The following is a 25,776-nucleotide window of genomic DNA, read 5'->3' on the forward strand; positions in this document are numbered from 1 at the left end:
TTCTTAAAAAAGGAATATTATGTATCGACTTCTACCTCTCGTATTTATAATCTCACTTTTTGCCTGTAAGCAGCAAGAAAAAGAAATCACTGCACAATTGCCCACAGGTGGCATAGCCAACTATTATGACAGTGCAAAGTGGCCTTTTTATCATGGAGTAGCTTCCGGTGATCCTCTCAGCGATGCAGTAATCATCTGGACACGTGTGACACCAAAAGATTCATTGGATGAGGTGACGGTAAAGTGGCAAATTTCTACAGACAGTGCATTTGCTTCCGATACAAAAGAGGGTGACATTACAACTAGCTCTGGAGAAGATTATACAGTAAAGGTCGATGTCAAAGGCCTACAATCAGGGACAAAGTACTTTTATAGATTTAATGCCTTAGACAAAGTTTCTCCTATAGGTAAAACCCGTACAACACCGACTGGCAACGTTTCTGAGCTAAACTTTGCTGTAGCAAGCTGTGCGAATTATGAGTTTGGAAAATTTAATGCTTATAGAGCGATAGCTGATGAAGCTGATTTAAATGCAGTATTGCACCTTGGGGATTATATCTACGAATATGGACCGGGAAGTTATGGTGACTCGACTACAGGCAGGTTTCATTACCCGGCTAAAGAGATTATCACTTTAGAAGATTATCGTCTGCGCTATTCACAGTATAGGCTAGATGCTGATTTGGCAGCTGCACATCAAAACCATCCTTTCATTGTGATTTGGGATGATCATGAAATTGCAAACAACTCATATGTAGATGGTGCTCAAAATCATCAGGATGATGAAGGTGATTATGCAAAAAGAAAAGCTGCAGCCAGGAAAGCATACTATGAGTGGATGCCGGTAAGAGAGTCGGACAAGCTTTATCGTTCATTTGCATATGGCGACCTGGCCGACCTAATCATGCTTGATGAGCGATTGGCAGGTCGTACCGCACCCCCTGAGAATGTAGATGACCCCAATATTTTAGAAGGTAAAATGTTGGGTGACGCCCAACTAAACTGGTTTAATAGTGAATTGAAAAATTCTGATGCCCGATGGAAAGTCATAGGTAATCAGGTTATTTTCTCATACCTCAACTGGGGTCGGCCAACTTTTAGCATTAACCTCGATAGCTGGGATGGCTACCCGACTGAAAGGGCGGCTATAAAATCAAATATTATAGAAAATGACTTGAAGAATGTGATATTCGTTACTGGAGATACACACTCGTCATGGGCTTTTGAAGTAACTGATGAGCTTAACCCTGATTATAAACCATTTGCGGTTGAGTTTGGTACGACATCTATTAACTCAGGCAATAGCAATGAGCGATTTGCGACAGATTCAGTAATCGTTCATGAAAAGAAAATTATGAACAGTCCGTTGAACCCACACCTTAAATATGCTAACCTACGTGACCATGGCTTCTTACAACTTACTCTAATGGAGGGTGAAGCATTAGCCACCTGGAAATATGTCAATTTAAAAGGCGAGCCGGGTATAATAGATCAAAAGCAGATTAGAGTAGACGCAGACGGTGTTAGGTTGAAGTTGGATTAATTCCACCTCTACTTTTAATGCACCTTGGTGTATAGCTCTTTTTCTTTTGACTCTGTTCTCGCGTGAGAAACTTCAAATATCTCAAATACATTATTCTTAATGTTATGGGCCATATCAGCTGTGGATAAATCATTGCAATCGAGGCCAAACGGCTCTTCAATTTCCTGAGCCATAAGCTCAATGCCGATCATGGCAAAGAAGATAAACATAACAATCGGTATAGTATAGAGCCCAAAGTCGTTGTATAAGCCAAAAGGAAGCATCAAACCGTAAATGGTGATATAAATTTTGATGTATACGGCATATGAATAAGGGATAGGTGTTTTTAGAATTCGCTCACAAGCGCCCAATATATCAAGAAGTGCCTGATGCTGCGGTTTCAGGTTAATGAAATCAGCTTCATCAAAAGTACCTGTTTGGTATGTTTGCTGCATTCGATTATAAATCCAAAATGAGATATGATTAGGCTTATGCTTTTTCTTGTTCAGCTCAGCTTTTTCTTCATCCGAAAGCAATACGAGGTTGTCTGTGGTAGCACCTGCGCGTAAATGGTCTTTTAAGGCAATACAGAAATTTGCGATGTGTTTGGCATAAAATGACCTTGATTCATCATCCTCTTTTGGCAATGTGGCATGAAGCATCACCGAAAGGTTTCTACAGTTGTTTACAAGAGCTCCCCACTGCTTTCTTCCTTCCCACCAGCGATCGTAAGCTGTATTGGTTCTAAAAACCAGCAAAATACTTAGCACAATACCCAGCAATGAAAATACGCTACTGTGGAGTCTTGGTTCATAAGTGGTGTAGTCAAGAGTAAGGCAAACGGCCAGGGTATACCCTCCAATGATTAACACGCCATATATGATCTTTCTTATCGTCCAGCTGGTTGTAAGGTGCCAGATATCTCTAAACCAATTTTTGTTAGACTCATATACAATCATAGGGCATTCATTTTTATTTGTTCGTCTATATAGCAATAAGCCCATTTCTCTCCGGCCTCAGCCGAAATCACTACAGGATGTTTGTGACTTCTGGCGTGCTTAGAAGCATGTTTATTGATGGATGAATCGCAACATAAGGTAGTGCCACAGGTCTGGCAAGTCCTTAAATGCACCCAACGATCTCCGGTTTTTACACATTCATCGCATTGAGTGCCTTTTTGAAAATTAACTTCAAGGTTTTCCAGGTGTTGACAATTCTTTTGTTTGAGCATATTAGGGTTAATTTTCTGCAAGGTACTCGTGTACGAATTTTATAGCCATGGCACCCTCTCCTACAGCACTGGCAACTCTATTCATAGCACCGGCCCTCACATCTCCAGCGGCAAAAATACCGGGCTGACAGGTTTCTAATAAGAAAGGCTCTCTGTCTAATTTCCACACTTTCTTAAAATCACTGTATTTAACCAAAGCATTACCTCCGGTTTCTATAAAACCCTTATCATCTTTAATAATGTTGAGCCCTAACCAATCGGTATATGGTTTTGCTCCGATAAATATGAGCAAGGCTCCGGCAGGTACTTTTCTTTCTTCCTTTTTTTCATTGTCTAATAAAACCAGCTCCTCCAATTTAGTGTCTCCAATAGCCTCTTTTACTTCAGTGTTGCCTAAAATGCTAATATTTTCCGTGCCCTTTATCTGGTCAATCAGGTATTGAGACATACTCGATTTTAAGTCTGGCTTACGAACCATAATGAATACGTTATCGGCAAAGTTGGCCAGATACATGGCCGCCTGCCCGGCAGAGTTACCACCACCAACAATATAGACGTCTTTTCCTTTGCAGGCATTAGCCTCAGTTGTAGCTGCACCATAATATACTCCCGCACCAGTAAAATTATCGACCCCTTTGGCTTCCAGCTTACGATAATTTACTCCGGTAGTGATTACTACAGCCTTAGTGTTTATCTCATTTCCATTTGAGAGCTCTATAATTTTGTAATTGTCTTTGAGCTTGATGTTTACGACCTCCTGAGGAGAGAGAAATTCGATGCCAAAGCGGGTTGCCTGGGTAATTGCCCTGCGGGATAGATCAGCTCCGCTAAGTCCTTTAGGAAAGCCAAGGTAGTTTTCAATACGCGAACTGGTGCCTGCCTGCCCACCGGGAGCTCTCTTTTCTACCAATAAAGTATTTAAACCTTCAGAGCCACCATAAACACCTGCGGCTAATCCGGCCGGACCGGCCCCGATAATGGCTACATCGTACATGCGCTGTTGGGCAAGACCGCTCATGCCCATCTTTTCACCCACTTCTGGCAATGAGGGTGAGACTAAAAAGCTCCCATCTTCAAAAAACACAGCTGGTAGGTCTTTCTTATCAATCTTATTGATATCCATGATCTGCTGACCTTTGTTACTCGACTCAACATCGAGCCATTGGTAGGGAATCAAATTGCCGGATAAAAAGTCTTTGATCATGTGTGATTTGGGAGACCATTGGTAGCCAACGATTTTTATACCATGAAACTCGGGCTTGAAAGTGCTTTGCCACTCCTCGAGGTGATCATTGATGATCGGGTAAAGTTTTTCTTCAGGTGGGTCCCACGGTTTCATGAGATAATAGTCTAGTTGCACCTCGTTGATGGCTCTTATAGCTGCCTCTGTATCTGAGTAAGCAGTAAGCAATATACGCTTAGCTTCAGGGTAGTATTGTTTGGCTTTCTCAAGAAACTCTACTCCGAGCATTTCTGGCATGCGCTGGTCAGATAGAAATAGGGCAACTACTTCACCTTTATTTTTGAGTTCTTTTAAGGAGTCAAGTGCCTCCTTGGCAGACTCCGTAGCCAATATTCTGTATTCTTTTTTATAAGCATCTCGCAAATCTCTTACAATGGCGCGCAGTACTGCGGAGTCATCATCGAGAGCAAATATTATAGGTTTTTTCATCTAACTCAATTTATGGGTAAACAGACCTTAAAAATAGTTTCACCCGGCTTTGAGTCTACTTTTATAGATCCATTGTGTTGGTTTATGATTTGTTGTACTACATCCAGCCCAAGGCCAGTGCCTTCTCCTACCGGTTTGGTTGTAAAGAAAGGATCGAAGATTTGCCCCATGATATCATCTGGGATGCCTTTGCCAGTATCTTTAATATCAATATTTACAAAACTACCGTCTTTGCGTGTGGCAATTGTGAGTGTTCTCGATTCACTGTCTTTCATGGCATCAATCGCATTGTCGATAAGGTTAGTCCAAACCTGGTTCATCTCACTTATAAATAGCGCAGGCTCAGGAAGGTTGGGGTCAAAGTTTTTCTCGATTGCTATGTTATTTTTCTTGAGCTTATGATTAAGCATCGTTAGCGTATTGTTGATACCAATATGAATATTGGCAGGTTTCTTTTCAGGAGCCTGATCCATATGTGTGTAGCCTTTTACAGACATCACCAAATCGTTTATGCGCTGTGAGGCATCCTGTATTTCATTTACTAATTTCTCAGTGGTCAGCACCTGATTGAGCCAGCCGATTACCGGTAACAGATCAACGGGTCTTAGGCAGCCTTCGATGGTTTTGAAATCGTCTTCTGTGAAACCGAAGTCGACAAAATTTTCTGCAATTTCATAACCATCCTCTACACCTTTTTCTTCCAACCATTCTGCTATGGCATCCTCACATTCTGTTTTTTCTATAAGTGAAATGTCTTTTATGCCTTCTTTTACCCGGCTAAACAAAATGTTATTAACACAATCTACCTCTTCATCAGAAGCTTTGATTTTTATTACGTCTTTAAAGTTTTCAGGTAAAAATGAGAGGTGTTTTTGCAAAGTGCGTGCGCTTCTTACCACTGCAGCCGAAGGATTATTGAGCTCGTGAGCAAGACCGGCCGATAGTTTTCCCAGTGCCATCATTTTATCATTTTGCTGTTGCAGTTTGGTAAACTGCCTTATTCTTGAGCTCATGATGTGGACGAGCGCTGTGGTTAACTCCTCGTGCTCGTGAATCATCGTTTTGAAATAAGATTTACTGAGACTAACCACCTGACTTGCGCCTTTGGCTTCGGCATAGCCACCCGCAGTGGAGGCTCTGGAGTAGGGTAGTGTGCCCGTGATGGTTTTTGGCTCAAAGCTACCCATTGTGCGAAATTGATTGTTCTGCTCAAGCTTGATTACAAAACCTCCTGAAAGTATAATATGCATATTGTCCATACTATCTCCTTTCTTAAAGAGGAATTCACCTTCCTGATAAGTATTGCATGAGCTATTTTCTATCAACCATTGTAGCTGATCATCAGGCACTTCTTTTAACTCTGGGATGGATTTTAACTGTGGTAGTAGGTCGGTGGTCATACTTTTAAAATTAACTTTTAAAAACAAAAAATTCCGATTGTCGATCGGAATTTTAGAGACGATTGAGTTGTGCAACCTTTTTGTTTTTCATTACAAATCGTGTTTTAATAAATCAATACCAAGATTAACGCTGGCTAGAAGGCAGGGTTGCAGAAGAAGTGTCGTGGATTAGACAATGCTTTACGAATTCATAATAAGTTTGGCACAATGATGGATTGAGTTTTTCGTATATTAGATAACATCTCTCCTATGTTGGCTTTAAGTATTAATGGCTGGTGAGCACCGGCTGATGTTAAAGAAATTCAAAAACCACACAAATGAAACTGTATCAAAAACTTCTTTTTGTTGCCTTATTGATTGGCTCCACTAACTTATACGCACAAAATGTTGAGGGCTTGCAATTTCCAGAAATGGAAACAGAAACTGTAGAAGATGAAGTAATCGTATTGCCAAAAGACGTAGGTGATAAATACACACTGCTAGGCCTGGCCTACAGCAAGAAAGCTGAAAAAGACCTCAACACCTGGTTTTCACCTATTTATCATAAGTTTATAAAAGAAGCTAAAGGTGTATTTGCCTCATTTGCTCATGATATAAATGTGTACTTTGTACCGATGTTTACTGGGGTAAATGCTGTGGCTACTGGTAAAGCCAAAAAGAAAACAGCAGAGGAGCTTGACCCTAAGCTGGTTGGTAATATTCTTTTCTATAAAGGGAAGCTCAAAGACTATAAAGACGCACTAAACCTCGATGACAAAAAAGTGCCTTACATATTTATTGTAAACACCGAAGGTGAGATAGTTTATGCTACTTCTGGTGCTTATACCGAGGCCAAAATGGATAAAATTGAGGAGCAGCTAGAGTAGTCGATTAGCAGCAAATAGAATTATTTATAGAAAAAGGGCGCCTCTTTATTTTTAGGGCGCCCTTTCTGTTTACTTAACAAGTTTATCGGCAAAAACCCTTTTTACTTTCTCAACCTTTGGTCTAATAACTATAGCACAATAGGGCTGGTCAGGGTTGTTCTTATAATAATCCTGATGCTGTGTTTCGGCTTCATAGAAAACTGTAAGAGGCGCTATTTCCGTCACAATAGGGTCATCAAAAGCCTTAGCTTCATTTAGTTTCTTCTTATATGATTCAGCTTTTTCTTTTTGCTCCTGATCATGATAGAAAACGGCCGATCTATACTGTGTGCCTACATCTGCACCTTGTCTGTTGAGCGTGGTAGGATCATGTGTTTTCCAGAAAACCTCCAATAATTCATCAAATGAAATGATGCTCTCATCGTAAGTTATTTGAGCCACCTCAGCATGGCCTGTGCGACCGCCACAAACTTCTCGGTAAGTGGGGTCCTTAACCTTACCTCCGGTATAGCCCGAGACCACTGATTTAACGCCTTCTAATTGTTGAAAAACTGCTTCTATACACCAAAAACATCCGGCTCCAAAAGTTGCTTTTTTAATCATACTCATAGCTGTGTATTTTATCTGACTTTATAAGTCTTCTGCTCTATTTTAAGTTCTAAGTTTTAAGTAATCCCACTGCCTTGTCCTCAATATGACAATTTAATCTCCGAAGGAGATACCAATGCTTTTGGCAGCTTTTATTTCGTAAGCATCGGTCTTGATATAATTGTACTCACTAATTGCCTCTTTTAAAGGTATCGCTGTAATTTCATTGTTTTTAAATGCTACCATTTTGCCAAAATCACCATCGGCAACCAGCTCAAAAGCTTTTATACCAAAAAGGGTAGCCAGGATCCTGTCAAAGGCTATCGGAGTGCCACCTCTTTGTGTATGACCCAATACCGTTTCTCGTATATCAGCCTTGCACCCGGCTTCTTTCAATTCTTCTGAGAGTCTGTAAGCCACCCCTCCTAACCTTTTGTGTTCGTAGCCTGCTTCTGTACTGGCCTTGGCAAAAGTGTTTCCGTCAATTGGTTTTGCACCCTCCGCTACCACTATATTTACGAAGCCTTTGCCTTTCTCATACCGTTTATTGATGTGGTTTACTACTTTATTTACATCATAGGGAATCTCCGGTATCAGGCATACTTCCGCACCACCGGCAATGGCCGTGTGTAGCGCAATCCAGCCGGCATCCCGACCCATTACCTCCATAATCATAACCCGATGGTGGCTCTCAGCAGTAGTCACCAACTTGTCGAAACTGTCAGTAGCTATTTGCACGGCCGTTCTGAAACCAAAAGTAATATCGGTACCGGAAAGGTCATTGTCAATGGTTTTTGGTACACCTATTATATTAAGGCCTTTTTCATGAAGCTTTTGCGAAATTCTTTGCGATCCATCTCCACCAATATTTATAACAGCTTCTACATTTAGCTCTTTAATTCTGCGCAAAAGTTCGTCAGAAAGATCAGCGGTACTCCAGGTGCCATCGCTGTTTTCTACAGGGTAATCAAAGGGATTACCTTTGTTTGTGGTTTTCAAGATGGTTCCGCCTTTTACGTGTATGCCGGCAGCTTTTTTCTTGTTCAGCTTTACTACCTCCATAGGGTCTTTGAGTATCCCATTGAAAGCTTCGATGCTTCCTAATACTTTCCAACCTGTTTTCTTACGTGCGCTTTTTACAATACCTCTGATCACGGCATTGAGACCAGGGCAATCACCACCCCCTGTGAGTACTAATACATTCTTTTCAGCCATATTTTTGAATCTTCCTTACAATTTAAAATTTTAGCTAGAAGTTTAATTAACTTAACTCAATGATTTTAGTTTACGGAGCCTACGGATATACAGGCAAGCTTATTGTTGATGAAGCTTTGCAAAAAAACTTATCCATAACCATTGCCGGGAGAGACAAAAAGAAAACTGAGACTTTGGCTAAAGAAGCACAAGTACCATTTATCTCTTTTGATTTAGAAGATGTGCAGTTAATCATCAACACGCTGCAAGAGTTTGACCTGGTTATACATTGTGCAGGCCCTTTTGAGTACACAGCCAGTATTATGGCAGAAGCGTGTATACAGTCCAAAACTCACTATATAGATATTACCGGGGAATATCAGGTTTTTGAAAACTTGCACTTAATGCATGAGCAGGCCGCAGAAGCTGGTATTATGCTTTTACCAGGCGCAGGGTTTGATGTTGTTCCATCTGATTGCCTGGCAGCTCAGTTGCAACATGAGTATTTAATGGGAGATAAGCTGGAGCTCGCCTTTACCAGCACCGGGGCAAGTTTATCACGGGGAACAGCCAAAACTATGGTAGAAAATATTCATAAAGGACAGCTCTATCGTGAGGAGGGTGTTTTAAAATCCAGAAAGCTGGGAAAAAGTACCAGAAACATAGACTATGGTGCTTTTAATCAAATTTCGGTAGGTATCTCGTGGGGAGACATCTGTACGGCACATTACAGCACAGGCATTCCTAATATCGAGGTTTTCACGGGTAGTACGGAAAAACAAATCAGTCAAATGAAATGGGCTAATTATTTGAAATCTGTACTAAGCTGGCGTTGGGTAAAAAATATCTTTCTCAAAAAAATTGATAAGAAACCTGCTGGTCCGTCAGAAGAGAAAAGGACCAAAGCCAACATGTATTTATGGGGTAAAATATCTGGTCTTAATGATAGTCATGAGAAGAGAATAAAAACACCAAATGGCTACACGCTTACAGCAAGATCTGCAGTGCTCATTGCACAAAAAATACTCAATGGAGACTTTAAAAAAGGCTATCAGACGCCTTCTTCAGCTTATGGCAAAGATCTGATTTTTGAAATTGACGGATGTGAAGAAATAAAGTAAAAAACTAGCTGGTTTTTTTCTTTTCAATTTTTTCGGGCATGCGCTCAAGGAGCGTCCACCACTCTTCATTGTCGCGATAACTCCTGATGGCTCCGGCTCTTACTAGTATTTTACGGAGCTCATCTTCGTTATTATCAAAGCCGCCTAGTCCTTTTTTTATAGTTTCAAATTTCCTGTCGGTGTATCCTTTATGAGAAAGGTAATACCTGGCCGTTTGCTCTGCCATATACTCAGTTTTTAGCTCTTCTATTTTGAGTTTGTAAGCATGCTTTAGTTGATTGCGCTGCAGGAAAAATGAGATCCCCCCTCCAATGAGCACGCCAATTAATGAAGAAATCAAACTGAGGTATTCTGGTTTCATGAGTCGAAGCGGTCTTTTACGTACGATATTTCTTTTTTGCCATGAGCCATCGGCTGCCCATCCTCATCGAGACTAACAAAGACTATTTTATCAACCGCTAAAATGGTTTTTCGGGTGAGTTTGTTTCTCACCTCACAGCGTAAGGTAAGTGATGTTCTCCCAAAATTTGTAGCTACCATACCCAACTCAATTATGTCGCCTTGTCTGGCAGAGCTCACAAAATTAATTTCGGACATGTATTTAGTCACACACCTTGGTGTATCTAACTGAATGATGGCATAAATGGCAGCTTCTTCATCTATCCACTTGAGAAGGCTGCCGCCAAATAGCGTTCCGTTTGGGTTGAGGTCTTCTGGTTTCACCCACTTTCTAGTATGAAAATTCATTGAATAAAGTTATAAAATGCAGGCTGTTTATACAGAAGTCAGGCGAAAAATTAAATCCACTCCAGCTCTTTCACCGTCAGTTCAGACTCAACATCACCGGTATGTGCAGTAGATATTGGCTCGAAAAGCATCAGGTGGCATTCCTCTTCAGCAATAGGTTGGTGCTCAACTTTTTTGGGTATGATGTACATGTCACCTTCATTTAAGGTTACCTCACCATCTCTAAACTTAAGCGTTAGGCTGCCTTTTAAGATGTAAAACATTTCATCTTCGTCTGCATGACTGTGCCATACCATTTCACCTTTTACTTTGGCCAGTTTTACGTATTGGCCATTTAGCTCACCAATAATCTTGGGAGTCCAGTGGGCTGTGAATTTGCCCAGTTTCTCGTTGATATTTACTTTACCTTTCATATACATCAAATCTACGTGTATAATAGAAAACAGGTTATCTGTCGCCAATTAAGTAAATCCTGTAACCATCGCCAAAAAGTGGAGTAAACCTTAGTAGGTCAAAAATTTACAACAAGATGAGGTCAACACTACTAATCGCACTTTTGCTGTGCTATGCTGCCATTGGCTATACCCAAGACTCACTCAAATCATATACTACCCAACGCATATCAGGAGCTCCGCCAAAAATAGACGGACTGGCCAATGATCCTGCCTGGGATCAGGTGCCCTGGGGTGGAGGTGATTTTACCCAGCGCTCTCCGGATGATGGGGCAGCTCCCTCGGTGCAGACGCACTTTAAAATCTTGTACGATGAAAAAAACCTTTACATACTAACAAAAAACCTTGACCCGGACCCGGAAAAAATTGTGAGTAGAATGTCGCGTAGAGATGGATTTGATGGAGACTGGGTTGAGGTAAATATTGACAGCTATTATGACAAGCGCACAGCATTTTCTTTCACATCATCAGTCTCGGGAGTAAAAGGCGATGAGTATGTTTCTAACAATGGTAATAACTGGGACGCCAACTGGGACCCTATCTGGTACTTACGCACGAGTATAAATGATGAAGGGTGGATTGCTGAGTTTAGAATCCCATTAAGTCAGCTTCGTTTTGCCAATAAGGAAGAACATGTTTGGGGTATACAATTTACCCGAAGATTTTTTAGAAATGAAGAGCGCTCCAATTGGCAGTATGTCCCTCAGGACGCCTCTGGTTGGGTACATCTGTTTGGTGAGCTAAGAGGTATAAAAGGTGTAAAACCCCAAAAGCAGTTAGAAATACAGCCTTATATCACGGGTAGGGTAGAGCGATTTGAAAAGGAAGAAGGAAATCCTTTTAGAGATGGAAGTGATGCAGGGTTAGACGTAGGGCTCGATGCAAAAATTGGAATTACCAGCGACATAACGCTGGACCTCACCGTGAACCCGGATTTTGGACAGGTCGAAGCTGACCCCTCTCAGGTAAATTTATCGGCCTTTCAATTATTTTTTAGAGAGCAACGCCCATTTTTTATAGAAGGCAATAACATTCTCGACTTTAGAATAGTCGATTTCAGGTCAAACAACCTTTTCTATTCCCGCAGAATAGGTCGCAGGCCACAAGGTTATGTAGATACCGATGAGAGTGGTGAAGATAATGTAACAGAGTATGTAGAAAATAAAGACAACACCAGAATATTAGGTGCTGCTAAAATCACAGGCAAAAATAAAAAAGGTTTTTCATGGGGCATATTAGAGTCAGTTACTGCAAAAGAAAGCGTTGAAGTAGATAGTCTTGGCTTTCGCAGAGATGAAACAGTCGAGCCGCTTACCAACTATCTCGTGGGCCGAGTGCAGCAGGATATTAACCAGGGTAAAACCATTGTGGGGGGAATGTTTACAGCTACAAACCGACAAATAGAAGACGATAGGCTTAATTTTTTGCATGACGATGCTTATTCTGCAGGAGTTGATTTCACACATTTTTGGAAGGATCGAGATTACTTTGTGAGTGCCAAGTTTGCAGCTAGTAAAGTGAGAGGTTCTGAAGAGTCGATTGAGAATACTCAACGAGCTTCGGAGCGATTTTTTCAACGCCCTGACAACAGGCATACCCGGCTAGATACTACACGCACCACACTAAGCGGTACCGGGGGCACAGTGATGGTGGGTAAAAGAAGCGGAAAAATTATCTATGACCTGGGCTATACCTGGCGATCGCCACAACTTGCCTTAAATGATATTGGCTTTTTATCACAAACTGATTTTATGACTCAATGGCTTTGGGTTCAATATAGAAAGCTAAATCCTTTTGGTCCTTTTAGATCGATGAGGGTGAATATGACACAATGGTATGACATGGATTTTGGTGGTGTAAGCCTCGAAAAAGGAGTTGATACGAATGTAAGGCTGGAGTTTAAAAACTTCTGGAGATTTAATTCTGGTGTGAGTGTAAATAGCAATAGTATATCAAATGCTGACTTACGTGGTGGCCCGGCCATTACCTACCCCGGGCGCTACAGCCAATGGATATTTATGGCAACAGATAATCGCAAAAAACTACGCTTTGCGGTCAACCCATGGTGGGGAAGAGGTTTTGATGGCTACCAGCAAAATGTGGGGCTGTGGACAGAGCTGAGGTATCGACCTACCAATAGCTTAAACATCTCTGTATCACCTAGTGTAAGAAAAAACAAAAACACTATGCAGTATGTCACAACCCAAAGTTTTGATAACCAGGACCGTTACATAATTGCTACAATTAACCAAAAGACATACAATTTGTCGGTGAGGCTTACTTATATGATTACCCCTAACTTATCAATACAGTATTGGGGGCAACCATTTGCGGCTGCCGGTAGCTACTCGGATTTTAAAAAAGTAACTAATCCAAATGCAGAAAATTTCAATAGTAGATTTGAGTCTTTATCTGCCACTTTTCACTCTGAAGACGATGTATTTAACGTAGATGAGAATAATGATGGCACTATTGACTACAGTATCAGCAATCCAGACTTTAATTTTGTACAGCTCAGGTCTAATATGGTTATGCGGTGGGAGTATATCCCGGGCTCTACCCTGTTTTTGGTGTGGACCCAAAGTCGTACTGATTTCCCCACAACCGGAGATAGCTCATTTAATCATTTGTATGATGGCCTCTTCAGTAAAAAACCACATAATATTTTCCTGATTAAGTATACCTACAGGTTCATCTTATAACTTAATGAGTGAGGTGTCTTTCCAGCGTGGTTTTATACTCAAGTAAAAATTCATCAAGTCTTTTGAGGCGGTATTGCATAACCCAACGCGGGTGAGGCAGCGGTTTTATAGCTTCAAACAATTGATATTTTTTGTTTAGCCACTGTAAATATTTGATGTTTTTACCCTTGCCCAGGCTGTAGGCCACCGGGTTGGCTCCAAATGCAATTTGCTTTTTGAGGTTTTCTATGATATAGGGCTCAAGATTGTCTTGTAGCTCTTTTATATCGTAATAGTTGAGGTTTTTGCCATCTTTTACAAAACCCAAAGGAGATACAGAGGAGAAGTAAAAGTTGCCATAAAAGGGCTCCGGACCTCCCAGCTCATCAATCATGCTGTAGATAAACTTAGAAGACAATTCTTGTTTACGGTCGAAGCTGTTTTCTATTCCAATCACTTCCTGAAGCCGAATAGGATCGGTAAAAGGAATGCCCGTGGCACCACTGCCAAATCGCCCGGGATTTATGCCAAGTAAAAAGGTGCGGGGGTTATTATCATTATAGAACGTTGTATAAAACTTGTTTACAATCTGCTGCACCTCAGGCTCCTTAAAAGGGTGTAGCACCTCAACCTCCTGTGGTATATTGGTCGGAGACTCCAATTGATTATAAAATTCAATAATCTTATTTCCTATAGTCATCTTTCATCTCTTGTTGACGCATCGGCATTACATCTATTGTCGAAAATAATTTATCTGTAGATAAAAGAGCGTATTCAGTCAGCTTTTCTGTACCGTCTTTCCCAATAAGAACTACTGCAAATGGTTTCCTCCCAGGGTTAAATTCTTTAGATAGCCACTCTTGCTGCTGTGGAGATAGACTGTTGCCCTGTGGGTCTGTGGCTTTTTCTTTTCCTATCGTGAAAATGAGGAGGTCTCTGTCTTTCAGCCCTTTTTTCTCTTTATTCAGAATGTTGACCTGATCGGTCATTTCAGTTTCGCTTTCTGCGAAAATCAGAATCAATCTATTTTTCCACTTGTATTTATCAATTGGGTTAGTAATCATAGTCAGGAATATCAGGCAGCTCAAAATAATTTTCATACTACACTTTGGGTGTTTTATAAATCTAACAGCCTGAGACCTCAAACGTTATCCCCCATTTTGGTGGATTCATAATTATCCTCTCCCCGTTCAGCATAAAAATTTGCCATTTGTCTCTAAAACCTAACCTAAAGCTATAAAAAGCGTCTAAAGCTATAGGTCAAACAACAAAATAAAACAACATGAAAACAACAACATTAGCGGTAGCGCTGCTGCTCGTGGTAGCCACGGCATACGCTACAGAAAAGGATAAGTCCAATTCCAAATCTACCAAAAAGACGGTGGCTGTGATCAACAACAGCCCTGAGAAATTCAAACTTGTTTATCTACAAAAAGAGGAAGGTGTAGTTAAAATCTCTCTCAAAAATGAGTACGGACAAACCGTGCACAACAGCACTGTAAAAAATAAGGAAGGGTTTGCTCAGCCATACGACCTTAAGGAATTGCCTGCCGGGGAGTATACGTTTGAAGTAACCAGTCCGGATGGTACCGAGATAGCAGAGAAAGTAATGCTTGAGAAGCCGGCCAGAGAATCTAAACTGAATTTTGCAGCAGATGTGCTCAATGTAAATGACGGAAAGAAGTTCAGACTGGCTGTTGTTAACAAAGACAAGCGTGCTTTGCCTACCTACATTAAACTTTACGATGCTAAAGACAATCTAATACACGAAGAGAAAATAGAAAACCTCTATGGGTTTAGAAAAACATTTGATCTCAGTGAGTTAAATGGTGATGTATTTCGCTTTACTGTAAGCAATAATACAGGTACAAAATCAATATTTACTGAGTAAGATAACTTGTTTTGTTTAGGTTAATAAAGGCCACCTTTTGATAAACGTATCGAGGTGGCTTTTGCTTTTGCTCATATTACATAAACTTTATAAGCAACCATTCGTTAATTTTCAGAATTAACAATCATTGCTGAAATGCCCCAAAGTATACTCATCACAGGTGGTACCGGACTTGTTGGTACAAGACTTACAGAACTATTATTGGCCAATGGTCACTCCGTGCGTTACCTGTCACGCAACCCTAAGAAAACTGATAAAATAGAAGCCTATAAGTGGGATATAAAGTCAGGGTATATCGATCCGAAGGCGCTGGAAGGAGTGGATACTATCGTGCACCTGGCCGGTGCTGGTATTGCAGATGAAAAGTGGACAAAGGAGCGGAAAAAAGTGATACTGCAGAGTAGAACGCATTCTACTCAATTACTAAATAAAGCTTTACACGAGAATCCACATCAGGTTAAAGCCTTTGTGAGCGCTTCTGCCATTGGGTATTATGGCTACGACACTGGTGGAGTGCTCAAAAAAGAAGACAGTCGCTTTGGTGACGATTTTCTGGCTACTGTTACTAAAGAATGGGAATTCTCAGTAGATAGTTTAGCCACAGAGCACAAAGATTTAAGAGTAGCAAAACTAAGAATAGGAATTGTACTCAGCGAAAAAGGGGGTGCTTTGAAGGAACTGGTAAAGCCTATAAAGTTTGGAGCCGGTGCCCCACTGGGAAGTGGCGACCAATATATGAGCTGGGTACACCTCGATGATCTCTGTGGCATGTTTGTATTCGCTGTAGAAAACGACCATATCAGCGGTACCTACAATGCAGTTGCGCCAAATCCGGTAACCAATAAAGAGCTAACAAAAATAGCGGCAAAAGCCCTCGGCAAACCCCTGTTTTTACCCAATGTACCCGGCTTTGCGCTCAAGCTGGTTTTGGGAGAAATGGCCTCTATGGTTTTGGGCGGATCAAAAGTATCTAACGAGAAGATCGCCAGTGCAGGTTATCAGTACAAATTTGAGGAGGTAAAGCCGGCTGTTCACGATCTCTTAAAGCAACCATAACCGATAATTTTTTTTACATAAAGTTTTAATTTCATAAGTTTGGCGGCTGCTCTGGTTTCAGTGCAGTACCAAAAAGGGCCTTATTTGCCCGTATGACGAATTTTTTTAATACCAATGATATGACAGAGAAGAAAACCAAGCTAGAAAATATAAAAAAGTTTGAAGACCTATCGGAAGAAGAACAGAAGATTGTTGAGGCCTTTGAAGAGAGAGATTGGAATGAAATAAAGAGCTACGACTCCTGGACGATTTTTAAAGTAATGTCGGAGTTTGTACAAGGCTTTGAAAAGTTAGCTAAAATAGGTCCTTGTGTTACGGTATTTGGCTCTGCAAGAACCAAACCTGATCACCCTTACTACAAAATGGCAGAAGAAATATCAGCCAAGTTGGTAAGACATGGCTACGGTGTAATTACAGGTGGTGGCCCTGGTATAATGGAGGCTGGTAACAAAGGCGCGAAATCAGAAGGCGGTAAGTCTGTAGGTCTAAACATAATTTTACCTTTTGAGCAGCAAGGCAACGCCTACATCGATCCTGATAAACTGATTACGCATGATTATTTCTTTGTTAGAAAGGTAATGTTTGTGAAGTATTCACAAGGGTTTATCGTAATGCCTGGTGGTTTTGGCACGTTAGATGAATTATTTGAAGCACTTACACTTATTCAAACTAAGAAGATTGGGCGATTCCCAATTGTATTGGTTGGTAAAAGCTACTGGAGTGGTCTTATCGACTGGATTAAAACTACTATGCTTGAGGCCGAGAATAATGTAAATGAAGCAGACCTTGATTTATTTAACCTTGTTGAGACCCCTTCTGAGGCAGTAAAAGTGATAGATGACTTTTATTCTAAATATTTATTGTCTCCTAACTTTTAAACTGAACTAATTACAAAAAAAATAGATTCTATAGGCATCAGGGCATCGCTCTGATGCCTTTGTTTTTTATTTTTACAAGTAGACTAGTTTCTCAGTTACTTTTTAGACTTTAGATACATCAACTTAAAGAGCTAGTTCTACAGGTTTACAGTTTAATTAATAGGATAAGCATGAAATACTTACCACTCGGCATTTCGATATTGGCGTTGGCTATTGTTTTGGGTTACATCAGGTTCAACGAGTCTAAACAACCACCTGCTCCTGTGCAAGACACCAAAGTGGCATTTTATAATATCGATAACCCCCCCGGTGGTGAATATGCAGGCTATCTCAATGCTGTAACACTAGAGTTACCTAAAGAACTTTATTTCGCTGGTGAGCGCGTTCCGTTGGAGATTCCTGACGTGAGAGAGCGACTCGACCGTGAGTTACATATCAACACCTACTGGCATAGCAGTACTATTTTCTTAATAAAGCAAGCTCACCGTTGGTTGCCCCAGATAGAAGAAATATTAAAGGAAAATGGGGTGCCAGACGATTTTAAATACCTCACTGCGATAGAAGGTGGTTTTGCCAATCAAATTTCTCCCGCCAACGCTGTTGGTTTCTGGCAAATAAGAAAGGCAGCCGGAAAGGAAAATGGCCTTGAAATTACAAGAGAAGTAGATGAGCGATACGACCCACTGAGGTCTACAGAGGCTGCTTGTAACTACCTCAAAAAAGCCCATAATAAATTTGGCAACTGGACCAACGCAGCAGCCAGCTACAACCGTGGCATGTCAGGTTTGCAACGCGCACTCAACAATCAAAAAGTAGACTCATATTACGACCTCATGCTCAATGAAGAAACCTCGAGGTATGTATTCAGAATTCTCGCAATAAAAGAGATTATTGAGCATCCTGAAAAGTACGGATTCAATATCGATGAAGAGCACCTGTACGATCAGGAAGATCTAAGGTTTGTAGAGGTAAATGAAGATATCAAAGACCTGGTTGAGTTTGCCAAAAAAGAAGGCATCAACTACAAGCTACTCAAGCGCCACAACCCATGGCTGAGAGAAGATCGCCTCGATGTAAGGAAAAAAACTTACAAAATTGCCATTCCGGTAAATCCATAGACGCTAATTACTACGTATTTTCATCAAGTGTCTTTCGATTGACATTGCTTGTGAAATAGGTTAGTTATTTTCAACATAGCGTTGTGTTGATCGTTATTCTTTTTACTTTTCAGTAAAACAACCTAATCAACACGACTATGGATAAAACCTACTACGACCCGGCCGATCTTAAGAAGTTTGGAGATGTGGCAGAATTTGGACCTGAGCTGGCTAAGAAATTTTTCGATTACTATGGAGATGTTTTTAAGGAAGGCGAGCTCACAGCCAGAGAGAAATCTTTAATAGCTCTTGCTGTTGCTCACACCATTCAGTGTCCTTATTGTATTGATGCATACACCTCAGACTCGCTTGAAAAAGGCACAACAGAGAAGCAAATGATGGAAGCAGTACATGTTGCTACTGCAATTAGAGGAGGAGCTTCACTTGTTCACAGTGTACAGATGATGAATAAGGCGAAAAAGCTTTCGATGTAGAATGAAAAATTTATTATGATTAAGTCACTCAAAGCCAGGCACCACGACCTGTCAGATAAAAAGACGCAGTTACAATTCTTATCAAATGGTATTTTCGGTGAGGATAAACTGCCTACTTTCAAACAAAAAATCTCACCTCTTGGTGAATATCCACTAAAACCTACTTCTATAGAGATTTTGCAGGTAAATGTGGGCTATATGTGTAATCAGGTTTGTAAGCACTGCCATGTAGACGCGGGCCCTGATCGAAAAGAGATCATGACGCGTGAAACCATGCAGCATTGCCTTGAAGTAATCAAAAAAACCAAAATACACACACTTGATCTTACTGGTGGTGCTCCTGAAATGAACCCTGATTTCAGGTGGTTTGTGGAGGAAGCCAATAAGGCTGGAGTCGAAGAAATCATAGTTAGATCTAACCTTACAATCATTTTGGCAAATCCAAAATACCATGATTTACCCGAGTTCTTTAAGAAAAATAACGTGAGGGTAATTTCTTCTTTGCCATTTTACCAACCCGACAAAACCGATAGGCAACGTGGTGAAGGCGTTTTTGATAAATCAATTAAGGCCTTGAATATGCTAAATGCTGTAGGCTATGGTGTCGAAGGGTCTGACCTTGGTCTGGACCTGGTATACAACCCGGGCGGAGCCTTTTTACCTGGCGATCAGGCTGCGCTAGAAAGAGATTTCAAGAAAGAGCTCAAAGAACATTACGACATTGAGTTTAATAATCTCTTTACCATCACTAACCTCCCAATTGCAAGGTTTTTGGAATTTCTCGTACGTACCGAAAACTATGAGGAGTATATGGAGAAATTAATAAATGCGTTTAATCCAGCAGCTGTGAAGGGTGTTATGTGTAGAAACACCATCTCTATTGATTATGACGGCTACATGTATGATTGTGATTTTAATCAAATGCTTGATTTAAAGGTTGAGAAAACGGCAGGACAGCATGTGAAAGACTTCGATCTTGGCAAGCTGGAGAAACGAAGCATTGTAATCAATCAACACTGCTATGGCTGTACAGCAGGAGCAGGTAGCAGTTGTCAGGGTACCGTAGCTTAATACCATAAAAAAAAACTAACCTAACCAAGGCTGAGTATCATCAGCCAGATTATATTATTCTAAATGCTCAAACAAATAAAAGAAACCACAGAATTTCTAAAAAATAAAGGATTTGATGCTCCTGATGTGGGTGTAGTATTAGGTACAGGACTGGGTGGTAAATTTGTTGCTGCCATTGATGTTATTAAAGAGATAGATTACACCGACATACCCAACTTTCCGATAGCAACTGTAGAGTTTCACAGCGGCAAACTTATCTATGGTAAAATTGGAGAAAAGAAGGTGGTAGCAATGCAAGGCCGTTTTCATTATTATGAAGGCTACAGCATGCAGGAAATAACATTTCCAATTAGAGTGCTTAAAATGTTGGGAATTAAAAATCTCTTGATTTCTAATGCTTCAGGTAATATGAATACCAGCTGGCAAAAGGGAGAGCTTATGCTCATTGACGATCATATCAATCTATTGCCTGATAACCCGCTTAGAGGTCCAAATTTAGATGAGATGGGTGGTCGGTTTCCTGATATGAGTCAGCCCTATAATGGTGATCTAAATAACAAGCTCGAAGCGATTGCAAAAGATCATGATATCACCTTAAGAAAAGGTGTTTATGTTTCTGTGATAGGGCCAAATCTGGAGACGAGAGCAGAATACAGATTTTTAAGAAACATAGGGGCCGATGCAGTGGGCATGTCTACTGTGCCTGAAGTGATTGTGGCTAATCATATGAGTTTGCCATGCTGCGCAATTAGTGTCCTTACAGATGATTGCGACCCTGATAATCTGGCCCCGGCCAATATTGAAGAGATCATTAAAATTGCGGGAGAAGCTGAAGTTGATCTTACTAAAATTTACATAGAACTTATTAACCAACTATAAATGGAAAGCTATTTAGAAACCACCAAAGATGTATACAGAAAAGCGGCCGAAAGTCCGGATGTAGGCTTATGCTGTACCACCACACCTGTTTGGCAACTGCCTAACCTCGATATCCCCAAGAAAATGTTGGATATGAATTATGGATGTGGCAGCACTGTAAACCCGCGTGACCTGGTCAATAACCCTAACATATTATATGTAGGAGTAGGTGGTGGTATGGAGCTTCTACAGTTTTCTTACTTCAGTAGAAAGGAAAATGGAGTTATAGGGCTGGATGTTGTAGACGAGATGCTGACAGCAAGTAAAGAAAACTTCAAAGAAGCTGAAAAGCTAAATCCATGGTTTAAATCTGAGTTTGTAGATCTTCGTAAAGGAGATGCACTTGACTTACCAGTAGAAAATGAGTCTATAGATGTAGCAGCTCAAAATTGTCTCTTCAATATTTTTACAACAGATGATCTAAAAAAGGCATTAGAAGAAATGTACCGGGTACTTAAACCGCACGGTAGATTGGTGCTGTCAGATCCTATTTGCGATCAGGCAATGCCAGAAAACCTGAAGCAGGACGAAAGACTTAGAGCACTATGCTTAAGTGGTGCACTGCCTCTTAAAGATTATATCAAAATGATCACCGATGTAGGCTTCGGCACTGTGGAGATAAGAGCTAAGCGTCCTTATCGCATATTAGATACCGGCCACTACGACACACCAGAAAACATTTTTATCGAGAGTGTAGAGGTTTGTGCAATTAAAGATCCGATGCCGGAAGATGGCCCATGTGTATTTACAGGTAAAACAGCTATCTATTTCGGTAATGAAGAATACTTTGACGATCACAAAGGCCATGTGTTAATGCCTAACCAACCATTGGCGGTTTGTGATAAAACCGCAGGTGCCTTAAATAATTTGGGCAGACAAGACATTTTTGTCTCTGAGTCAACTTACCATTATGATGGCGGAGGCTGTTGTTAATTAAACGAAGTAAATAGCATTTGAAAACCTGCCGGACCCATCATATTAGGCAGGTTTTTTCATATAAGACAAAGCCGAAATTTAAGCCCACACATTTTATTAAAGTTGTAATTAAACATTCTATACCTCAATTTTGTAGATTCTTAAAAATCAACGCGGTAGCACTCTATGATTACAGATGAAAAGGTAGAAAACAAGGAATTTGATGTAACGGGACATGACTTCATAGAAATCTTGGGTGCGCGCGAGCACAACCTCAAAGACATTAGCCTTAGTTTTCCAAGAAACCAATTGGTGGTCGTCACCGGCATAAGCGGTAGCGGAAAATCTTCATTGGCTTTTGATACAATCTATGCCGAAGGCCAACGCAGATATATGGAAAGCTTTTCGGCATATGCCCGTTCATTTATAGGCAATCTGGAGCGTCCCGATGTTGATAAGATCAATGGCTTGAGCCCGGTAATTTCTATCGAGCAAAAAACCACATCTCGAAACCCTAGGTCTACCGTAGGTACTGTTACAGAAATTTATGATTTTATGCGCCTGCTTTACGCGAGAGCTGGTGAGGCGGTGTCGTATAAAACAGGTCAGAAGATGATTCGTCAATCAGAAGACCAGATACTCGACCATATTTTCGAAGCGTTTGACAAGCAAAAGCTTACTATTCTGGCCCCTGTAGTGAAAGGTCGAAAAGGACATTATCGGGAGTTGTTTCAGCAAATCAGAAAGTCTGGCTACACCCGTGTGCGAGTAGATGGCGAACTACAGGAGTTAGTGCCAAAAATGCAGGTCGACAGGTATAAAACGCACGACATAGAAATTGTCGTAGACCGCATTGTTGTGGACAAAAACGATAAATACCGCATTAGTCAATCTTTGTCGGCAGCACTTAAAGAAGGCCAGGGTGTGCTTATGCTGCTAGATCAGGAAGACAATGTACATCATTTCTCTAAGTTTTTGATGGATCCTACTTCCGGACTGTCATATGATGAGCCCGCACCCAACTCATTTTCATTTAACTCACCTTATGGGGCGTGCCCTACCTGTAATGGGTTAGGTGTAATAGAGGAAATCACCGAAGAGTCGATCATACCTGATACTTCACTCAGCATCAGCCGTGGTGGTATTTTGCCACTGGGTGAGTTTAGAGATATATGGATTTTTAAGAAAATTGAAGCCATACTAAAGCGCTTCAAAGTTAGTCTTACCACACCGATCAAAGATTTACCGAGAGAAGTTATTACAGTCTTACTATATGGTGATAATGTGCCTGTAGCAGTAAAATCGGTAAAATACCCCGGCACCAACTGGAATACAAAATTTGAAGGCATCATCAAGTTTTTAGAAAAACAAAAAGATGGTGGTTCTGAAAAAATACAAAAGTGGGTAAACGACTTTACGGTATTTAAAACCTGCCCTGATTGCAAAGGCTTAAGGCTGAAGAAGGAGTCACTTCATTTCTATCTGGACAATAAAAACATTGGAGAACTCGCTGAATTAGATATTCAATCATTAGGCAATTGGTTCGAAAACCTGGAAGAAAGGCTGTCTGATAAGCAGAACGTGATTGCAGCTGAGGTTTTAAAGGAGATAAGGAAAAGAATAGGATTCTTATTGGATGTTGGTCTCGATTACCTGCACCTCAACCGCCCGTTGAGAACACTTTCAGGGGGTGAGGCACAGAGAATCAGGCTTGCCACACAAATAGGTACGCAGCTCGTAGGTGTGCTTTACATCTTAGATGAGCCGAGTATTGGCCTTCATCAGCGCGACAATGTGAAGCTTATCAAAGCCCTTAAAGACCTGAGGGACTTAGGTAATTCTGTGATTGTTGTAGAGCACGACAAGGATATGATGCTTGAGTCAGACTATATTATAGATATTGGGCCTGGAGCCGGAAGGCACGGAGGTCATATTGTAGCTCAGGGAAGTCCTAAAGAATTTTTGGCTCAGAATAGTGCGACTGCACAATACCTGAAAGGAAAAAGAAATATTGAAATACCTAAAGAGCGTAGACCCGGCAATGGTAAGATGCTTAAGCTCACAGGGGCTACAGGTCACAACCTCAAAAATGTAAATCTCAAAATCCCTTTGGGTACACTTACTTTGGTCACAGGAGTTTCCGGAAGTGGCAAATCCACTTTAATTCATGAAACATTGTTTCCACTCCTCAACCAAACTTTCTATCGATCTAGAAAAGAACCTTTAGCTTACAAAAAAGTGGAGGGCATCAAAGAACTTGATAAAGTAATTGAGGTCGATCAATCACCCATTGGACGAACACCACGCTCAAACCCTGCCACTTACACGGGCGTATTTACAGAGATAAGGGCACTTTTTGCCGAGCTTCCAGAGGCTAAAATTCGTGGCTATAAGCCAGGCAGATTTTCCTTTAATGTCAAAGGAGGAAGGTGCGAAACCTGTGAGGGTGCAGGCTTGAGGCTAATAGAAATGGATTTCTTACCGGATGTACATGTGCCTTGTGAGACATGTAAAGGCAAGAGGTACAATAGAGAAACCCTTGAGGTACGTTTCAAAGGCAAGTCCATCTCCGATGTACTCGAGATGACTGTGGAGGAAGCCGTTGGGTTTTTTGAAAACCAACCAAAAATCCTTCGTAAAATAAAGACATTACATGATGTTGGCCTTGATTATATCTCACTAGGCCAGCATGCCACCACACTCTCTGGTGGTGAAGCACAGCGCGTGAAACTTTCCACAGAGTTATCTAAAAAAGACACAGGCAAAACCATGTATATACTTGATGAGCCTACCACAGGCCTTCATTTTCAGGACATACAGCACCTGCTTGATGTACTTAATCGATTGGTAAATAAAGGCAACACAGTTCTAATTATTGAGCATAATATGGATGTGATAAAGGTCGCTGACCACATCATAGACCTGGGCCCTGAAGGGGGCAATGGAGGTGGAAAAATCGTGTGTGAGGGCACACCGGAAAAAGTCATTTCTAACAAAGAAAGCTACACAGCGAAGTTTTTGAAGGAAGAATTAAGCTAGAAAAACACACTTTTTTATTACATAGGTTCTCTGATTATCAATTATTTACATTACATTGTACTGTAAAAACTAACCTGATAATTATGAAAATTAAGATTTTTTTAACGCTCTGTTTGGCTTTAGTGGTATCGACTCTATCTGCACAATTAACTGGCAGTACATATGCCTCAGCCAAATCAAGTGGAAGTGCCACCTGGGTTATCACTTACTCAGAAGCGCCTGGTTTTGCTTCTTCAAATAAATCTGGTATCACTTTCGATATCATGAGAGATTTTGAAGAGTGGGTAGAAAACGGGAAGAAAATTAATGTTACCGTTAAGTACGAAGTAAAGGATGCCAAGAATTTCACCTCATTTTTAGAAACAGTAAAAAAATCTAAAGGAGGTGTTTTTGGCTTGAGTAATACTACAATTACTGATGCCAGAAAAAAGGTTTACAACTTTAGTCCGCCTTACATCACAAACATTGGAATGATAGTTACCAACAGTGAGGTAAAAACTATGGTAGACCTATCTAACATTGCCAACGACTTTGCAGGAATGACAGCAGTAACCGTGCGTCAATCGACCAATGAAAAACGCCTTTTAGACTTAAAAGCAAAGTACTATCCGGGGATGAAAGTAGAATATGTACCCTCATTTCAGGAGGCTATCGATCGTGTTGTAAACGACCCAACTAAATTTACCAATGTCGATTTTACATATTACATCGATGGGATACAAAACAGAAAGCCACTTAAGCGCCATGCCGTAGGAGATGACCCTACAGAGCAGTTTGGTATAATAATGCCTCAATCAAATGATTGGGCGCCCTTGCTAGCCGAGTTTATGGAAGGTTATACAGTTACCACCGAGTATAAAAAAATAATCATGAAAAATCTCGGACCCAGCGCTATGAAGTTTTTTGAGACGCTGAAATAAAGTTTGAGAAAGGTGCAAAAAAA

General features: G+C 40.8%; 25 protein-coding genes. 14 read left to right on the top strand and 11 right to left on the bottom strand.

Annotation, left to right across the window (positions count from 1 at the left end; translation table 11 throughout):
• Positions 1-19: 19 nt before the first annotated feature.
• Positions 20-1,543, top strand: a complete 1,524-nt coding sequence (locus E1176_RS19425; protein WP_155212713.1) for an alkaline phosphatase D family protein — start codon at positions 20-22, stop codon at positions 1,541-1,543.
• A gap of 14 nt (positions 1,544-1,557) precedes the next feature.
• Here E1176_RS19425 and E1176_RS19430 read toward each other — a convergent pair whose 3' ends face one another.
• Genes E1176_RS19430 through E1176_RS19445 form a run of 4 tightly spaced genes read right to left on the bottom strand, consistent with a single transcriptional unit; the run spans position 1,558 to position 5,825 of the window.
• Positions 1,558-2,481, bottom strand: coding sequence for a bestrophin family protein (locus E1176_RS19430; protein WP_155212714.1), 924 nt, complete (start codon positions 2,479-2,481; stop codon positions 1,558-1,560).
• On the bottom strand, positions 2,478-2,753 hold the full coding sequence (locus E1176_RS19435; protein WP_155212715.1) for a UBP-type zinc finger domain-containing protein: 276 nt from the start codon (positions 2,751-2,753) through the stop codon (positions 2,478-2,480). The genes E1176_RS19430 and E1176_RS19435 overlap by 4 nt, the downstream gene beginning before the upstream one ends.
• A 7-nt stretch (positions 2,754-2,760) precedes the next feature.
• Positions 2,761-4,425 (bottom strand): response regulator, encoded by a 1,665-nt coding sequence (locus tag E1176_RS19440; protein ID WP_155212716.1) that lies wholly within the window; start codon positions 4,423-4,425, stop codon positions 2,761-2,763.
• 5 nt (positions 4,426-4,430) lie between these two features.
• Positions 4,431-5,825 carry an ATP-binding protein gene (locus E1176_RS19445; RefSeq protein WP_155212717.1) on the bottom strand — a complete coding sequence of 465 codons (1,395 nt, stop codon included), beginning with the start codon at positions 5,823-5,825 and terminating at the stop codon, positions 4,431-4,433.
• 317 nt (positions 5,826-6,142) lie between these two features.
• On the opposite strand from E1176_RS19445, the gene E1176_RS19450 reads away from it, so the two are divergent.
• Entirely contained in the window at positions 6,143-6,691 is a 549-nt protein-coding gene (locus E1176_RS19450; protein ID WP_155212718.1) for a hypothetical protein, read from the top strand.
• Positions 6,692-6,760: 69 nt separating this feature from the next.
• On the opposite strand, the gene msrA is transcribed toward E1176_RS19450, so the two are convergent.
• Both msrA and E1176_RS19460 read right to left on the bottom strand, forming a co-directional pair.
• Entirely contained in the window at positions 6,761-7,294 is a 534-nt protein-coding gene (gene msrA / locus E1176_RS19455; RefSeq protein ID WP_246206185.1) for a peptide-methionine (S)-S-oxide reductase MsrA, read from the bottom strand.
• Between the two features lie 99 nt (positions 7,295-7,393).
• Positions 7,394-8,494 (bottom strand): 6-phosphofructokinase, encoded by a 1,101-nt coding sequence (locus E1176_RS19460; protein WP_155212720.1) that lies wholly within the window; start codon positions 8,492-8,494, stop codon positions 7,394-7,396.
• Positions 8,495-8,553: 59 nt separating this feature from the next.
• Between E1176_RS19460 and E1176_RS19465 the strand changes: the two genes are divergently transcribed.
• Positions 8,554-9,594: a saccharopine dehydrogenase family protein gene (locus E1176_RS19465; RefSeq protein ID WP_155212721.1), complete on the top strand. Its 1,041-nt coding sequence runs from the start codon at positions 8,554-8,556 to the stop codon at positions 9,592-9,594.
• 4 nt (positions 9,595-9,598) lie between these two features.
• Here E1176_RS19465 and E1176_RS19470 read toward each other — a convergent pair whose 3' ends face one another.
• The 3 genes from E1176_RS19470 to E1176_RS19480 are packed head-to-tail and all read right to left on the bottom strand — an operon-like array spanning position 9,599 to position 10,754.
• Positions 9,599-9,955, bottom strand: a complete 357-nt coding sequence (locus E1176_RS19470; RefSeq protein ID WP_155212722.1) for a hypothetical protein — start codon at positions 9,953-9,955, stop codon at positions 9,599-9,601.
• Positions 9,952-10,341: an acyl-CoA thioesterase gene (locus E1176_RS19475; protein WP_155212723.1), complete on the bottom strand. Its 390-nt coding sequence runs from the start codon at positions 10,339-10,341 to the stop codon at positions 9,952-9,954. The genes E1176_RS19470 and E1176_RS19475 overlap by 4 nt, the downstream gene beginning before the upstream one ends.
• A 50-nt stretch (positions 10,342-10,391) precedes the next feature.
• Complete coding sequence (locus tag E1176_RS19480) at positions 10,392-10,754, bottom strand: cupin domain-containing protein (RefSeq protein ID WP_155212724.1); 363 nt, start codon at positions 10,752-10,754, stop codon at positions 10,392-10,394.
• A gap of 116 nt (positions 10,755-10,870) precedes the next feature.
• On the opposite strand from E1176_RS19480, the gene E1176_RS19485 reads away from it, so the two are divergent.
• Positions 10,871-13,495, top strand: coding sequence for a DUF5916 domain-containing protein (locus tag E1176_RS19485; protein ID WP_155212725.1), 2,625 nt, complete (start codon positions 10,871-10,873; stop codon positions 13,493-13,495).
• A gap of 1 nt (position 13,496) precedes the next feature.
• Here E1176_RS19485 and E1176_RS19490 read toward each other — a convergent pair whose 3' ends face one another.
• Together E1176_RS19490 and E1176_RS19495 are read right to left on the bottom strand one after the other, a co-directional pair.
• Positions 13,497-14,174: a uracil-DNA glycosylase family protein gene (locus E1176_RS19490; RefSeq protein ID WP_155212726.1), complete on the bottom strand. Its 678-nt coding sequence runs from the start codon at positions 14,172-14,174 to the stop codon at positions 13,497-13,499.
• The gene (locus E1176_RS19495) at positions 14,158-14,574 is read right to left on the bottom strand and encodes a DUF4174 domain-containing protein (protein ID WP_155212727.1); all 417 of its coding nucleotides are present in this window, start codon (positions 14,572-14,574) and stop codon (positions 14,158-14,160) included. Before E1176_RS19495 ends, E1176_RS19490 begins: the two co-directional genes overlap by 17 nt.
• Before the next feature lie 182 nt (positions 14,575-14,756).
• Between E1176_RS19495 and E1176_RS19500 the strand changes: the two genes are divergently transcribed.
• The 10 genes from E1176_RS19500 to E1176_RS19545 all read left to right on the top strand — a co-directional run bounded on the left by E1176_RS19500 (position 14,757) and on the right by E1176_RS19545 (position 25,753).
• Positions 14,757-15,365, top strand: coding sequence for a hypothetical protein (locus tag E1176_RS19500; protein WP_155212728.1), 609 nt, complete (start codon positions 14,757-14,759; stop codon positions 15,363-15,365).
• 135 nt (positions 15,366-15,500) lie between these two features.
• The gene (locus E1176_RS19505) at positions 15,501-16,421 is read left to right on the top strand and encodes a TIGR01777 family oxidoreductase (RefSeq protein ID WP_155212729.1); all 921 of its coding nucleotides are present in this window, start codon (positions 15,501-15,503) and stop codon (positions 16,419-16,421) included.
• A gap of 119 nt (positions 16,422-16,540) precedes the next feature.
• Positions 16,541-17,299: an LOG family protein gene (locus E1176_RS19510; RefSeq protein WP_155212730.1), complete on the top strand. Its 759-nt coding sequence runs from the start codon at positions 16,541-16,543 to the stop codon at positions 17,297-17,299.
• 170 nt (positions 17,300-17,469) lie between these two features.
• Positions 17,470-18,417, top strand: a complete 948-nt coding sequence (locus E1176_RS19515) for a lytic transglycosylase domain-containing protein (protein ID WP_155212731.1) — start codon at positions 17,470-17,472, stop codon at positions 18,415-18,417.
• A gap of 137 nt (positions 18,418-18,554) precedes the next feature.
• Complete coding sequence (locus E1176_RS19520) at positions 18,555-18,890, top strand: arsenosugar biosynthesis-associated peroxidase-like protein (protein ID WP_155212732.1); 336 nt, start codon at positions 18,555-18,557, stop codon at positions 18,888-18,890.
• A gap of 15 nt (positions 18,891-18,905) precedes the next feature.
• Positions 18,906-19,961, top strand: coding sequence for an arsenosugar biosynthesis radical SAM (seleno)protein ArsS (arsS, locus tag E1176_RS19525; protein WP_155212733.1), 1,056 nt, complete (start codon positions 18,906-18,908; stop codon positions 19,959-19,961).
• 63 nt (positions 19,962-20,024) lie between these two features.
• On the top strand, positions 20,025-20,840 hold the full coding sequence (locus tag E1176_RS19530; RefSeq protein ID WP_155212734.1) for a purine-nucleoside phosphorylase: 816 nt from the start codon (positions 20,025-20,027) through the stop codon (positions 20,838-20,840).
• On the top strand, positions 20,841-21,812 hold the full coding sequence (arsM, locus tag E1176_RS19535; protein ID WP_155212735.1) for an arsenosugar biosynthesis arsenite methyltransferase ArsM: 972 nt from the start codon (positions 20,841-20,843) through the stop codon (positions 21,810-21,812).
• 168 nt (positions 21,813-21,980) lie between these two features.
• Complete coding sequence (uvrA, locus tag E1176_RS19540; protein ID WP_155212736.1) at positions 21,981-24,833, top strand: excinuclease ABC subunit UvrA; 2,853 nt, start codon at positions 21,981-21,983, stop codon at positions 24,831-24,833.
• Positions 24,834-24,916: 83 nt separating this feature from the next.
• The gene (locus tag E1176_RS19545; RefSeq protein ID WP_155212737.1) at positions 24,917-25,753 is read left to right on the top strand and encodes a substrate-binding periplasmic protein; all 837 of its coding nucleotides are present in this window, start codon (positions 24,917-24,919) and stop codon (positions 25,751-25,753) included.
• Positions 25,754-25,776 lie beyond the last annotated feature (23 nt).

Origin of the sequence: Fulvivirga aurantia (assembly GCF_009711475.1) — a bacterium.
In the GTDB taxonomy this organism is placed as follows: Bacteria; Bacteroidota; Bacteroidia; order Cytophagales; family Cyclobacteriaceae; genus Fulvivirga; species Fulvivirga aurantia.